Source organism: Pseudomonas sp. NBB (genome assembly GCF_032701105.1).
GTDB lineage: Bacteria > Pseudomonadota > Gammaproteobacteria > Pseudomonadales > Pseudomonadaceae > Aquipseudomonas > Aquipseudomonas asiatica.
On record NZ_CP103994.1, the window covers coordinates 1,569,706 to 1,583,747 of the forward strand.

Sequence of the window (14,042 nt, forward strand, 5' to 3'; positions counted from 1 at the left end):
AGTGCGGCGCGGCCGCACTGCAGGGTTTTTGCTATAAGGGGTGAGCTTGTAAGCGTTCAGTCAGCCCTGATTCTGCCACCGACCGCACGCGCTTGGGCGTTGAGCCCAATTGGGGACTAGAAAATGTTTGCCGGCTTGATGACTGGGAGCAATTCTGATGACTTGCCAGACCATGCAGCAGTTACTTCTGTCGGCATGTAAAGAATCACCACCGACAAGCCTCGGTTACGGCTTCTGTCCAAGGACAAAGGCTGCGCTAGCGCAGCCCTTCGCCGCGAAAACCGTTACTCGAACAGCTCGGCATCAGCCAACGCGACCCCAAGCTGGTCCTTGCCGGACAGGCTTGGGATGAAGTCGATAGGCCATTCGATGCCGACTGCCGGATCATCCCAGGCAATGCAGCGCTCGCACTTCGGCGAGTAGAAGTCGGTTGTCTTGTAGAGGAACTCTGCGGTTTCACTCAACGTGACGAAGCCGTGCGCGAACCCTGGCGGGATCCACAGTTGGTTCTTGTTCTCGGCCGACAGCACCGCCCCAACCCATTTACCGAAGGTGGGGGACGAGCGACGGATATCCACCGCAACGTCAAAAACCTCGCCCTGCACCACGCGTACCAGCTTGCCCTGTGCGTGAGGTGCCAGCTGATAGTGCAGGCCACGGAGCACGCCTTTTACCGAGCGCGAGTGGTTGTCTTGTACAAAGTCAGGCTGCAGCCCGGTTACTTCATTGAACACACGGGCATTGAAGCTTTCGTAGAAGAAGCCACGTTCGTCGCCGAATACCTTGGGGGTAAACAGGACGACTTCGGGGATGTCCAGCGGAATGGCTTGCATCAGAATACCTTTTCATTCAACAAGTTTTGCAGATACTTGCCATAGCCGTTTTTCAACATTGGCTTGGCCAGGCGCTCAACTTGCTCAGCGTTGATCCAGCCTGCGCGGTAGCAAATTTCTTCAGGGCAGGCGACTTTCAGGCCCTGGCGGCGCTCCATCGTGGCGATGTACTGGCTAGCTTCGAGCAGGCTGTCGTGCGTGCCGGTGTCCAGCCACGCATAGCCACGGCCCATGATTTCGACCTGCAACTGCTGCTGCTGCAGATAAAGATTGTTCAGGTCAGTGATTTCCAGCTCGCCACGTGCAGATGGCTTAAGCTCGCGCGCCAACTCGACCACTTGATTGTCGTAGAAGTACAGGCCGGTAACCGCATAGCTCGACTTTGGAGCGGTCGGTTTTTCCTCCAGCGACAATACACGGCCGCTGTCGTCGAACTCGGCTACGCCATAGCGTTCTGGGTCATGCACGTGATAAGCGAACACCGAAGCACCGGCTTCACGCTTGTCTGCGTTCAATAGCAGTGCCTGGAAGTCATGGCCGTAGAAAATATTGTCGCCAAGCACGAGCGCAGACGGGTCGTTACCGATGAAGTCAGCGCCGATGGTGAACGCTTGCGCCAAGCCGTCAGGGCTTGGTTGCACTGCGTAGGACAAGTTCAGGCCCCACTGGCTGCCATCGCCCAGCAGCTGTTCGAAGCGCGGGGTGTCCTGCGGGGTGGAAATGATCAGGATGTCCCGGATACCGGCGAGCAGCAAGGTGCTCAGCGGGTAGTAGATCATCGGTTTGTCATACACCGGCAGCAGCTGCTTCGAAACCGAAAGTGTGGCCGGATGCAGGCGTGTACCCGAACCGCCGGCCAGAATAATTCCTTTACGAGCCATGAGAGTCCCTATTACTGGATTTCGTCCAGCATACGTTGCACGCCTTGCTCCCAAAGCGGCATTTTGAAATTGAACGTGTTTTCGAGCTTGTCCAGTGCCAGGCGCGAGTTGCGCGGGCGCGGTGCGGGTACTGGGTAAGCTTCGGTGCTGATTGCAACAACCTGATCGGCCGCTACTTTCAGCGCTACGCCATTGCGTTGGGCGTGCGCCAGCACGAATTGCGCAAAACCATGCCAGCTGGTCTCACCGGACGCCGCCAAATGGTAAACCCCAGCCAGCTGTCGGTTGTCTTGCCCGTTGAAGATTTGCCGCAGAATGTGCGCGGTAACGTCGGCGATCAGCTCAGCACCCGTGGGTGCACCAAACTGGTCTGCCACCACACTTAATGCTTCACGTTTTGTTGCCAGGCGCAGCATGGTCTTGGCAAAGTTGTGCCCGCGCGCAGCATACACCCAGCTGGTGCGCAGTACCACGGCCTTGGCGCCGCTGGCATCAATGCCACGTTCGCCTTCGAGCTTGGTGCGGCCGTAGACCGAGAGGGGCCCGGTAGGCGCATTTTCTTGCCAGCGGTGGCTGCCGCTGCCATCGAACACATAGTCGGTGGAGTAATGAATCAGCCACGCACCCAGTGCCGCTGCTTCGCGTGCCAGAACAGCAGGGGCCTCGGCGTTGATCATTGCTGCCAGCGCCTGATCGCTCTCGGCTTTATCCACTGCGGTGTAGGCAGCAGCGTTGACGATCACGTCCGGCGCTAGCTGGCGCACCGTGGCGGCCAAGGCTTCCAGGTTGGACAAATCGCCACACAGGCCTTCGGCGCCTTGACGATCCAGCGCAATCACCTCGCCCAGCGGCGCCAAGGCGCGCTGCAGCTCCCAGCCTACTTGCCCGTTTTTCCCCAACAGCAGGATTTTCACGCTTTATTCGCCCCGTATTGCTGTGCTACCCAGTCACGGTAGCTACCGTCCATGACACCTTTCACCCATTCCTGGTTGGCCAGGTACCAAGCGACTGTCTTGCGAATGCCGGTTTCGAAGGTTTCGGCAGGTTTCCAGCCGAGTTCACGCTCGATCTTGCGTGCGTCGATGGCATAGCGGCGGTCATGGCCTGGGCGGTCGGTGACATAGGTAATGAGTTCGGCATACTGCTCGACTGGCTTGCCGGTCTTCTGGTTGATTACCTGGCGCGACGCCGCAGGCGCCATTTCGTCGAGAAGCCCGCAGAGGGTCCGCACGATGTCAATGTTGGCTTTTTCGTTCCAGCCGCCAATATTGTACGTCTCGCCGAACGCGCCGGCCTCCAGTACGCGACGGATGCCCGAGCAATGGTCTTCTACATACAGCCAGTCGCGAATTTGCTGGCCGTCGCCATAAACAGGCAGCGCCTTGCCTGCAAGGGCATTGACGATCATCAACGGGATCAGTTTTTCCGGGAAGTGGAACGGCCCGTAGTTGTTGGAGCAGTTGGTGGTGAGTACCGGCATACCGTAGGTATGGAAGTACGAACGTACCAAGTGATCGCTGGCGGCCTTGCTGGCCGAGTACGGGCTGTTTGGCGCGTACGGGGTGGTTTCGGTGAAGGCTGGGTCGTTTGGCCCGAGTGTGCCGTAGACTTCGTCAGTGGAGACGTGCAGGAAGCGGAATGCCTCTTTCTCGGCACCCTCCAGGCTATTCCAATGCGCCCGGGCGGCTTCCAGCAAACGGAAGGTGCCCATTACGTTGGTCTCGACAAATGCTTCGGGGCCAGTGATGGAGCGGTCTACATGGGATTCGGCCGCAAAGTGAACCACGGCGCGCGGGCGATGCTCGGCGAACAGCTCGGCCAGCAGCGATGCATCGCAAATATTGCCCTGGACGAAGTGATGCTGAGCGTTCCCTTCCAGCGATTGCAGGTTGGTCAGGTTGCCTGCGTAGGTCAGGGCGTCGAGGTTGAGGACTGGCTCCCCGTGTTGCGCACACCATTGCAGAACAAAATTTGAGCCGATGAAGCCGGCTCCGCCTGTTACTAGAATCATAATTTGGCTCTAATTGGACAAAAGGTGTTGTCGTAGACAGATGACGCTGAGAAACTTCGCCCCGGCAACGCGAGGCGAGCAGCTAGCGCTGCCCGGAATTAGACCACCCTGATGTCGAAAAATACACTGCTGGGTACCGGTACTGATCGTGCCGATCAATCCTCGCTCGCCGAGGACGAGCCCTTGAGCGGCGCAGGCTGACCGCATGGTCGCCAAAACAGAAAAGGAAGTGGTTAGGTGCCCGTGCAACAAACGGGTGTTTGAGCAATGCAACTCACGGAGGATGACCGAGGTGCCTACAAGTCATGAGAGCCTTAAGAGACCGCGGTGTTGGAGGTTCCAGCTCGGCGGGCAGTGCAGTGCAGGGGGCACACCGGGAGTCGGGTTTGATCCCGCGAGCTGCACAGTGTCATTTTTTAATTGTCAGCATTCCTGAAATAGGAATTAGAGTGATGGCAGTTCTTGCATTCATGTTGATCGACCCAACAAGAAATATAATAGGCTCGGGGCTCGGCAGGTTAGACGTCATTCTCAATGTTTCAGCTGTCTGGCGCTCTTGAATATTCATAGGAAAGTGATAAATGTCTGTTAAGGAAGGCTTGCCGAGCGTAGATGTAAAGCCGGTCGTGCATGTAAAGGAAAATGCAGTCTCCGTCGCTCAAAAAAAAGGCGGCTCAGCGCGTTTTGTGCTGGATCTGGCCTATTATCGAAATCGGTACCCGGACCTGTCTTCGCTTACGGATGATGCGCTGGCGCAGCACTGGCATGCGTTCGGTTATCAAGAAGGCCGTTATGCTTCAGCTTCGCACGAAAGTGGTGATGCGGAGCTTATTGCTGAATCAGTACTCAATGTGGCCGAAAGCGCAATTGCGGTCAAGCTAGAACCTCCAAAAGTGGACTTGGATTTCTACTTGACCTTCTACCCTGACCTCAAAGCCGGCGGCGTTGATACTCAAGCTATTGCCGAAGTGCATTTCGAACGCTATGGGCGAGCGGAAGGGCGATATCCAACACTCAAAGCCTGGGCCAAGAAGCACGACCTTCCTCTGGAGCTGCTGCCCAGCGGGTTCAGCCTGTCAGCAGTGATTGAGCGCAGTGCGAAGCGCGGCGTGGAGCTTGAACCACAACGGGTTATGGATATTTTCCTGGGGCACGATGTTGTCCCTGTAGAGCTCGCTGAGACGGCGCAGCAAACCCAGGTTGTGTTTTCAAAGCTGGGTATGCATTACCTGTCCTGCCACAAGGTCCAACAAGGCCGAATCCTACTTGAGGCGGCCTTGAGCATCGCGCCGAGTGCGGAGGTATTCAATCGGCTGGGTGGTAGCTACATGGAGGACGGTCATTTCAGTATTGCCTTGCAATACTTCAATGCTGCCGCGCAACTGCCGAATCCACCGGTTTGGACAGCCTTTAACCGCGCGCACTGCCTGGCCAAGTTGCATCGGCTGGATGAAGCCATTCAAGTGCTTTCTGATGGTATTGCCAGTAATCCGAACCACCGTCCCCAGCAAGATGAACTCGAGCGCCTCGCAGAGCAGAAATGGCGAGATTTGCACGCGAAGCTCATGACCCGAGTGGATATGTTGGACCGCGAACGCCTGATCAATGCCGCATACGCTTATGCGGCTCAGATGTACCGAGCCTATCTGCCGGTATATGGTGACCTGTCGCAAAGCTCTGCGGATGATTTGCCAGCGCTGCCACCTTTGGGGGAATTGAATACCGACCGCATCTTGATCGTCGGTGACTTCCACATCGCCCAATGCGTTCGCTACCGCATTCAGCAAAAAATTGAACAGCTGGAAGCAGTTGGCAAGCAAGTGACGGCCATCAGCTGGACTGAGCTGGACAAGAACCAAAATGCATTGGCACTTCACGATGTAGTAATCTTCTATCGCGTGCCAGCCGTGGTGCAGGTGATCAAGGCGATCGCCCAAGTCAACGCAACGGGCAAATTGAGCCTGTATGAAATCGATGACCTGCTGTTTGTTCCTGAATATCCACCTTCAATCGACAGCTATGGTGGCTATGTTTCGCTGGCGACACACCGTGAACTTACACGTGGCATGGCCTTGTTCAATGCCGCTGCCCGGCTGTGCCGCCAAGGTCTAGCGTCCACCGAACCGCTACGCCTGGAACTGGCAAAGCTGGTCAGGGAAAATAAATGCTGGTTGCACCGCAACGGCCTGGATAGTCTGAATCGCATTCGTACTACCGACAAATCGTACAAGAAGACCATCGATATCTTTTACGGCAGCGGTACTCAGGCACACAACACCGACTTTATCGAGCAGGCGCTGCCAGCAATTGAGCGTGTGCTTGGCGAAAACCCGCAAGCTCGTTTGGTAGTGGTTGGTTACCTGCGGTTGCCGGTGTCATTTACCACAAAATATGCCCAGCAGTTTACCCAGCTGCCGGCAATGGACAGTGTGCAAGGCTATTGGTCGCTGCTTGAACAAGCGGATATCAATATCGCTGTGCTGCACGATGACAAGGTCAATGCCTGTAAAAGTGAGCTGAAATGGTTTGAAGCTGGCTGCTTTGGTATTCCATCGGTGCTGAGCAGCACGGCCAATTACCGGGATGTCGTCAAGGATGGTAAAGACGGTTTCTTGGCCACTACTGAGGAAGAATGGTATTCCGCGTTGAAAAAACTCGTCGGAAGCCAAGCCCTTCGGCAAAAGATAGGCCAGGCCGCTCAGCTACGGGCCAAAAACGATTACAGCCTGCAGTCCTTGGGCAGTAGTCTGGCAGCTACGCTTGATGACTTTGTGAAAGGTATTCGAAAAGCCAAGCCGAAGACAAAAATTGCGTTGGTCAACGTGTTCTTCCCGCCCCAGGCAATCGGTGGCGCAACCCGTGTGGTGGCAGATAACTTCTCCGAGTTCCGCAATACTTACGCTGAAGACCTTGATGTCTGTGTATTCACTGCAGATGTAGAGTGCAGGCCTTCTCATCAGATGACTGTCTATAACTACGAAGGGAGCCGGGTCTACCGATCGACGACCCTCTGGCGTGAGCATATGGACTGGCATGCTAAAGACCCGGAGATGTATCGCCTGTTCCAAGAGTTCCTCGAGCTGGAAAAACCTGATTTGATTCACTTCCACTGCGTCCAGCGACTAACAGCGTCGATAGTGGAAGCAGCACGGGATGCGAAGATTCCATACATGGTCACGGTCCACGATGCCTGGTGGATCTCTGATTTCCAGTTTTTGGTTGACCATAACTCGAAAGTTTACCCTGAGGGGCACCCGGATCCTTATCAAGTCATCGAGATGCCAACCAATATGAAGTTGGCTGATTCTATTGAGCGTCGTCGTGATTTGAAAGAACTACTGCACGGCGCTTTTAAAGTCTTGACGGTGTCCAACGCTTTCGCGGAAATTTATCGTCAAAACGGCATCCCTCAAATAGAGGTTGTAGCCAATGGTGTCTCCAGCGACATTCCCTGGACACAGAAGGATACCTCTTATACCAAGCGGGTAGTATGTGGGCATATCGGCGGAATGTCGGAGCACAAGGGCTATTATCTGCTCAAGGAGGCATTGCTTCAGAGCCAGCCTGAAAATCTTGAACTCTTGGTTGTTGACCATTCAAAGGAAGAAGGCTATGAACACCAGACCCTTTGGGGGAAAGTACCTGTAACCTTTATTGGTCGCGTAAGCCAGAAAGGCATCATAGACCTTTATGGGAAAATCGATGTTCTCTTTGCACCGTCGATGTGGCCTGAAAGCTTCGGTCTGGTCACGCGGGAAGCGGTCGCTAGCGGATGTTGGGTTGTGGCTAGCAACATGGGCGGAATAGGTGAGGATATTGTTCAAAACAAGAATGGGTATGTGATTGAGCCGAACCAGAAAATGTTGGTGGCTGCTTTACAGCATATCAATGGATCAGTAGCGAAGCATAAGTCACCATCCAACACCGAGGTGAGAAGGACCTCTGCCAGTCAAGCAGCGGAGCTGCAGAAAATCTACTCCGACCTGAGCAAGGGGCAGGGTACGCTTGAGGTGGCGGTGAAATGAAATTAAGTTATTCATCGCCACTGGTTGTTTTGGCCGTTATGGATATCGGGCGTACTCCACTTCCTCAGTTGCTGAATTTCGACTCTAGTAGGTGAATTAATGTCATCCATAACATTTGAGTATGCCGCTTTTGAAGTGAATCTAAGAGTTCCGTTGGGGGGGGCGAAGACTGTTAGTTTTGATGGGGGAGGCAATTGGCTAGAGCCAGGCCTCGTTACCTCGGAAGAATGTGTTTTTTCTGTGCCAGGGAGCTTCTCGCTTGTTGGTGACAGTGCCTTGGTCAAGGATGCCGATGGCAAAGTGATAACCATCGCTCCTCCTTTAGATTTTGATGTTCAGCGTTCACATGACATCCATTATCTTAATAAGATGGTGTTCAACTTTCGAACCAGGATTTCTGATAAGACAGTTTTTTACCATTATTTGCGCTCTCTATTGCTGTCGATGGATAGGACCAGTAAGTTTTACCTGGGCGTACTGTCCGTTTTGGCGTTTCGCGTCGGTGAAGATCCTGTCAATCGTGCGCAAGTTGGTCGCGAGATTGTTCGTATTCGCACAGAGTTGATCGCTGTGAAGCCCGCGACTCCTTTGGATCCAGTGACATTGCGATGGTGGGTTTCCTCGGGTACGAATATAGTGCCACTGGCGGAGTTTTATCAGCTTCGCAGTAGTGCATACGAGATTGCTAAAGATATCTATAGCATGCGCGATGAGAGTGCTAGAGCGCGCATCGTTTACTGGAACGCTACGTCGTCGATGCTACTCTACGGTTTCTATCTCTATGGAGAAGGGCGAGTAGGCGAAGCTTCTGAGGTGTTCTTAAGTACGTTTACCGTATGTCAGCGCGGTCTGTCTGAGATCTTTTCCTCAACCAATAAAAGTATTTTGAGTCAATATCCAGATTGTACGGCTCTGGTGGAGATTGGTCGGAACGCGTTCGCGGCACACGCTGTTCTCAGTGGTGATAAGTTTTCGCCGGGTAGTACTGCTGAATACCCTGTTGATCTAGAGGGTTACTATATTGATTTCATTGGCGCAGTGCGTCGTCATGACAAATCATTCCCTCCGAAGCTCGGCTATTTCATAGAGTTGAAGGATCGACTGAATAAGGCGAAGACCAACTTGTTCGTGAATTGATTGTTTGCGCGAGCGGGTGGATGATAGATCGCTAGGTTGGAGCTGCGGTGCTCGGCATTGAGGGGTACCGTAGTTTTTATTCGTCAGTTCCCCTGCCCTGGTTTTAACTGTAGCGTACAACGAATTGGTTGCTTTGTATTGGATGGTTTTCTCTTTTTGTCGTTTGAATAATCATTAAGGGATTTTAGGTATGATTATTGGTCCGTCTCATGTGGTTCGTTGGGAAAGGCTTAAAGATTTTTTTGGTATAAATGATCAGTTTTACGGGCATGGAAGTTTGCCGATTTGGCATGAGAGAGTTAAGAGTTATTCTCAGGTCGCACATCCGTTTATTATGGTTGGCGACTTCAGGTTTGGGAATGCATATCTTGTAACTAATAATCCCAAAGACATGTGCTCAATAAAGAAGGAGTTTTTTGATCTAGAGACTGATCGGCGTGCTTTTGACGTGTCCATGAAAAGTCTGGGAGGTCTAAATAGGCATGATATTAGATTGGTTTTCTGGTGCTTGTTTATCAGAGAATATAAAAATAGAAACAGCGGAAAATATACAGTTGATGGTAATTACAATCATCCTGTCTGGAATCTCCGCTTTGTCGAATGTCGGCGCTGATTGAAAACTGACCCACCCTGCCGATTGAAAAATGACCCAGGGCTGCTTGCCGATTTAGACCCCGGCAATTGTGGATAAGCCTAGCAGTCGACAGCGTCGTGAAAGTGCTGACCCTGCACTCAGCAAGGCCAGCCCAAAGAGGTCAAAACGGGTCGTCCTCCGATTCCTCGACATCCTGCCGTCTGCGCTCCCTCGCCTGGATCTTGGTCTTGGCCACCAAGGTGCTGTTTTGCAGGCGGTATGATTCATTGTAACCGATCCATAAACCCCACCTACCACAAGGTGGAAGCCAAGGTTACCGTGGCATCTCTGGCGAACAGTTCCATGGCAGCAGCGCTTCGTAGGCTGCTACCGATGAGGCGTGCGGCAGTCGCTCCAGGACGTGGCGCAGCCACGTATAGGGCTCTTGGCCGTTGACCTTGGCGGTTTCGACCAAGCTGTAGATCTGCGCGCTAGCCGTGGCTCCCTTGGGCGTGTCACTGAACAGCCAAGCTTTGCGCCCGATCACAAACGGCTTTATGGCCCGCTCTGCCAGGTTGTTGTCGATCGGCAGGTGGCCCGCCTCGACATACCGCTCCAAGCGGTTCCAGTTGTTTGCCAGGTAAAGCACCGCCTTGCCCAGTACGCTTTGCGGTGTCACCTGTGAGTGCGTCTTGTCGAGCCAACTTTTCAACTGCTCAAGGATCGGCAGGCTTCGTTCCTGACGACCGATGAATCGCTGTTCATCGCTGGCATCCTTGAGGTCGCGTTCGATGCCATACAGTTTGTTGATCATCGTCAGCGCAACATCGGCGCGACCGGTCTTGCCCTTAGGCTGCACCTTCTGCGCTTCGACGAATTTACGCCGGACATGCGCCATGCACGCCAGTCGTTCAACGCCCGGCTGTAGCGCCAACGCGTTGTAACCGGCGTAATCATCGGTCATCACGTAACCGCGATAGCCCTCCAGCAGGCGCAGCGGCACCTCCTGCGCGCGGCTGGTGGTGTAATCGAACAGCACGACTTGTCGATCAGGCGGGCCACTGGCCTGCACCCACATCCAGGATTGACTGGTCGGATCACGATCCGGCTCTTTGAGCACCTGCACGCGAGTTTCATCGCAATGGATCACCGGGCTTTCCAGCAGGCGGTCACGCATCAGGTTCAGCAGTGGCTGAAAGTGTTCGCTGCACTGGATGACCCAGCGGGCCAGGGTTTGCCGGGGGATCTCGATACCATGTCGGTTCAGCACCGTTTCGAAGCGGTGCAGCGGCAGGCCATCGACGTACTTGGTGGTTAGCAACATCGCCAGCACGCTGGGACTGGCCATGCTCTTTTCAATCAATTGGGCCGGCTTGTCAGCGGTGACCGGCGCGGTTTCGCAGCCACGGCAGCCATAGATTTTGCGTACGTGTTTAAGCACACGGATCTGCATCGGCACGATGTCGAGTTGTTCGCTGGTTTGCTCGCCAACCACGTGTTTGCGGCAACCACAGGCGCAAGTCAGTTCGTGCTCGGGCAAGTCATGAATGACTTCAATGCGTGGCAGGTCAGCCGACAGTGGCTTGCGTTTGCCGCGCTGCTTGCTTGGCGCAACAACTTCTTCGTCGGCATCATCAGCGGTAGGTACCCACTGACTTTCGGGTTCATTGAACAACGCCAGTTGGGGCGTGTTGGACTCGACGGTTTGCTCGGACTTGCGATTGAATAATCGGTCACGCAGCAGCTTGACCTGTTCTTTAAGGTCGACGATCTGACCTTTGTCGACCGTGCGCTCGGCCAACAACTGCGCAAGCAGTAGTTTGAGCGCGGCAGGGTCGTCAGGAAGGTTATCGGGCACTGAAATCATGGCCCGGATTATACCCGGTCAGGCGACGAAACGAGGAGTCAAAACCTGATGCGGACGGTTGCGCCAGAGATCGAAACCGTCGAGTAGCCAATTCAGTTCCTGGACGGTCAGTACGATAGCTTCGTCGGTCGCGTCGGGTGAAGTTTTGAAACGCTCGGCTTCGAGGCGCTTGAGCCAAAGGCAGAAGCCGTTGCGCTCCCAATACAACACCTTGATGCGGTTACGGGCTTTATTGAGGAAGACGAAAAGTACCGGGTCGAACACGGCGACCTTGATGTCCAGTTCGACCAGGGCAGTGAGGCCGTCGATGGACTTTCGAAAGTCCACGGGCTTGGGGTAGAGGTAGACTTTTTCGACTTTGCTGTCGGGGCGCATCATGGCGGGCTGGCTCCAGAAAGAAATCGGGAGCACAGCATCGGGAATCAGGTGGACGGTTGGAATGTGGGGATGATGGATCCCTTACGATTCATTCCCCGTCTCGACGATGTGGCAGTGGTGTGTCAATCGGTCGAGCAAGGCCGTGGTCATCTTGGCGTCGCCAAATACGCTCGACCACTCGGCGAAGCTGAGGTTGGTGGTGATGATCACGCTGGTGTGCTCGTAAAGCTTCGAAAGCAGGTGGAACAGCAGGGCTCCGCCGCTCTGACTGAAAGGTAGGTAGCCAAGCTCATCAAGGATTACCAGATCTGCACGCAGTAGTCCTCGGGCGATACGCCCTGTCTTGCCCTCATGTTTTTCACGCTCCAGCAGGTTGACCAGATCGACTGTGGAGTGAAAACGCACACGCTTGTTATGTTGGGTGATGCCGGCCACTGCCAAGGCAGTAGCGAGGTGCGTTTTACCGGTGCCAGGGCCACCGATGAACACCACATTTTGCGCTGTGTCGGTGAAGGCCAGAGTGGACAGTTCCCTGATCAATCGGACATCGGCGCTGGATACACCGAAGTCGAAGCCAGCCAGGTCACGGTGCATGGGCAGTTTCGCCATGCTCATCTGATGATGCACCGAGCGTACTGCTCGGTCGGCGTGCTCTTGATCAAGGAGATGCTCGATCAGCCATTTCGATGACGCAGTGGAAGATTCGCCTTGTGCGGCCAGCTCTGCCCAGGCATCGGCCATGCCGTGCAGGCGTAAGTCTTTGAGTTCCTCTGTGAGATCACGCATTGCGCACCTCCTCATCCGTGCTGCGCAACCGGTCATAGCGTGCGGTATTGGCAACAGGGGTAACGTTCAGTTGCAGGTTGGTTTCGACCGAGGGTGGTGCTTCACGAGCGGTCAGACGGGCCACGATGTTGAGGATGTGGTCAGCGCTCAGGCTGCCAGACTCCAAAACCAGCTCAACCGCTACGAGAACAGCATCCAGGCCAGCGATGGGCACGGCGGCCAAGACCTGGGTCATAACCCGGTCACCCTGTAGATTCCGCAGCAGCCCGCGCCTGAGCAGGCGTAGTGGCTTAGGCAGATCGGCAAACGGGGCACCATTGCGTAGGGCCCCCGGTTTGCGTTCAATGAGGGGGATGTAGTGTTGCCAGTCGTAGCTGACCTGATCGCGATCAAACAGGCGCTCATGGCTAGCAATCACACCCTCATCGGCAATCACGACGATTCGCGAGGGATAGAGCCGACTGCTGACCCACTGGCCAACACGCTCACAGGGTACTGAATAGCGGTTGCGAGCCACGTTGATCAGACAGGTGCTGGAAACGCGAACCGTGCGTTCTACATATCCGTCGAAAGGCGTCGGCATCGGCATCATTTCGACGCGCTCCAATTCCAAGACTTCTGCGACGGTAAGGCCGTTGTACTGCGGATGAATCAGCTCATGCCAGAGAGCCCGGCAGCGCTGGGCAAGCCAGGCATTCAACTCTTCGAAGCTATGGAAAGTATTGTCGCGGGCGGACAGCCAGATGCGGCGCCGACTGTCTTGGACATTCTTTTCGACGATACCTTTTTCCCAGCCGGACGCTACGTTGCAGAAGTCCGGGTCGAACAGGTAGTGCGAGCACATCACCATGAAGCGAGCATTGACCGTGCGGCCTTTACCCTTGGAGACCTTGTCGACCGCAGTTTTCATGTTGTCGTAGATGCCGCGACGCGGCACGCCACCTAAGGCGGCGAATGAGCGGGTATGGGCATCGAACAGCATTTCATGCCCTTGGCTGGGATAGGCCACTAGCCAGAAAGCTCGGCTGGCACATAGCTTCATGTGCGCGACCTGGACGCGCCTGAAAACACCGCCAACCAGCAGGCCTTCCTCGCTCCAATCGAACTGGAAGGCCTCGCCCAAGGCGAATGCCAACGGCACAAATGCCCGTACCGCCTTGCCTTGCTCTCCGCGCCAATGACGAACGAAGGCAGTGAGCTGGCTGTAGCCGCCGTCATAGCCTTCAGCGCGGATCATGGCCAGCAGCGCCTTGGCACTGCGACGATGTTGCTTGGCCCTTAAGGCATCAGCCCGCAGCGCTTGCTCCAACATCTCGTGAAAGGGACTGAGCTTGTTGAACACGGCTCGACGCTGATAAACCGGCTGTTTGGACTCCGGCGCTCTGACCCATTTTCGGATGGTGTTGCGCGACAGTCCGGTGCGCTTGGCTATCTCATGCAACGACAGCTTGTCGCGGAAATACATCCGCCGAATTTTGCCCATCATTTCCATGCTGATCACCCTGTGTTCTCCTGCTCAAAAATTGAGCAGGTGCAGTGGAACACCTGGG

General features: G+C 54.9%; 10 protein-coding genes and 1 pseudogene. 3 read left to right on the forward strand and 8 right to left on the reverse strand.

What is annotated here, in order from left to right:
* Positions 1-284: 284 nt before the first annotated feature.
* The 4 genes from rfbC to rfbB are packed head-to-tail and all read right to left on the reverse strand — an operon-like array spanning position 285 to position 3,725.
* Complete coding sequence (gene rfbC / locus NY023_RS07340) at positions 285-833, reverse strand: dTDP-4-dehydrorhamnose 3,5-epimerase (protein WP_013971464.1); 549 nt, start codon at positions 831-833, stop codon at positions 285-287.
* A complete protein-coding gene (rfbA, locus tag NY023_RS07345) occupies positions 833-1,714 on the reverse strand; it encodes a glucose-1-phosphate thymidylyltransferase RfbA (RefSeq protein WP_013971465.1) in 882 nt (293 codons plus the stop codon). Before rfbA ends, rfbC begins: the two co-directional genes overlap by 1 nt.
* An 11-nt stretch (positions 1,715-1,725) precedes the next feature.
* Positions 1,726-2,628, reverse strand: coding sequence for a dTDP-4-dehydrorhamnose reductase (rfbD, locus tag NY023_RS07350; protein WP_013971466.1), 903 nt, complete (start codon positions 2,626-2,628; stop codon positions 1,726-1,728).
* Positions 2,625-3,725 carry a dTDP-glucose 4,6-dehydratase gene (gene rfbB, locus NY023_RS07355; RefSeq protein WP_013971467.1) on the reverse strand — a complete coding sequence of 367 codons (1,101 nt, stop codon included), beginning with the start codon at positions 3,723-3,725 and terminating at the stop codon, positions 2,625-2,627. Before rfbB ends, rfbD begins: the two co-directional genes overlap by 4 nt.
* Positions 3,726-4,306: 581 nt before the next feature.
* Between rfbB and NY023_RS07360 the strand changes: the two genes are divergently transcribed.
* The 3 genes from NY023_RS07360 to NY023_RS07370 all read left to right on the forward strand — a co-directional run bounded on the left by NY023_RS07360 (position 4,307) and on the right by NY023_RS07370 (position 9,500).
* A complete protein-coding gene (locus NY023_RS07360) occupies positions 4,307-7,750 on the forward strand; it encodes a glycosyltransferase (RefSeq protein ID WP_013971468.1) in 3,444 nt (1,147 codons plus the stop codon).
* A gap of 99 nt (positions 7,751-7,849) precedes the next feature.
* On the forward strand, positions 7,850-8,887 hold the full coding sequence (locus NY023_RS07365) for a hypothetical protein (protein WP_148265630.1): 1,038 nt from the start codon (positions 7,850-7,852) through the stop codon (positions 8,885-8,887).
* Positions 8,888-9,077: 190 nt separating this feature from the next.
* On the forward strand, positions 9,078-9,500 hold the full coding sequence (locus tag NY023_RS07370; RefSeq protein ID WP_193384127.1) for a hypothetical protein: 423 nt from the start codon (positions 9,078-9,080) through the stop codon (positions 9,498-9,500).
* A gap of 295 nt (positions 9,501-9,795) precedes the next feature.
* Here the strand turns inward: NY023_RS07370 and NY023_RS07380 are convergent, their stop codons facing one another.
* The 4 genes and pseudogenes from NY023_RS07380 to istA form a co-directional block, all read right to left on the reverse strand.
* Entirely contained in the window at positions 9,796-11,328 is a 1,533-nt protein-coding gene (locus NY023_RS07380; protein WP_013971142.1) for an IS66-like element ISPpu15 family transposase, read from the reverse strand.
* A gap of 18 nt (positions 11,329-11,346) precedes the next feature.
* A complete protein-coding gene (gene tnpB, locus NY023_RS07385; RefSeq protein ID WP_009687920.1) occupies positions 11,347-11,706 on the reverse strand; it encodes an IS66 family insertion sequence element accessory protein TnpB in 360 nt (119 codons plus the stop codon).
* A gap of 84 nt (positions 11,707-11,790) precedes the next feature.
* Positions 11,791-12,492: pseudogene (gene istB / locus NY023_RS07390) on the reverse strand (IS21-like element helper ATPase IstB); the annotation flags it as partial.
* The gene (gene istA / locus NY023_RS07395) at positions 12,485-13,984 is read right to left on the reverse strand and encodes an IS21 family transposase (RefSeq protein ID WP_169725187.1); all 1,500 of its coding nucleotides are present in this window, start codon (positions 13,982-13,984) and stop codon (positions 12,485-12,487) included. The pseudogene istB and the gene istA, both read right to left, overlap by 8 nt.
* Positions 13,985-14,042 lie beyond the last annotated feature (58 nt).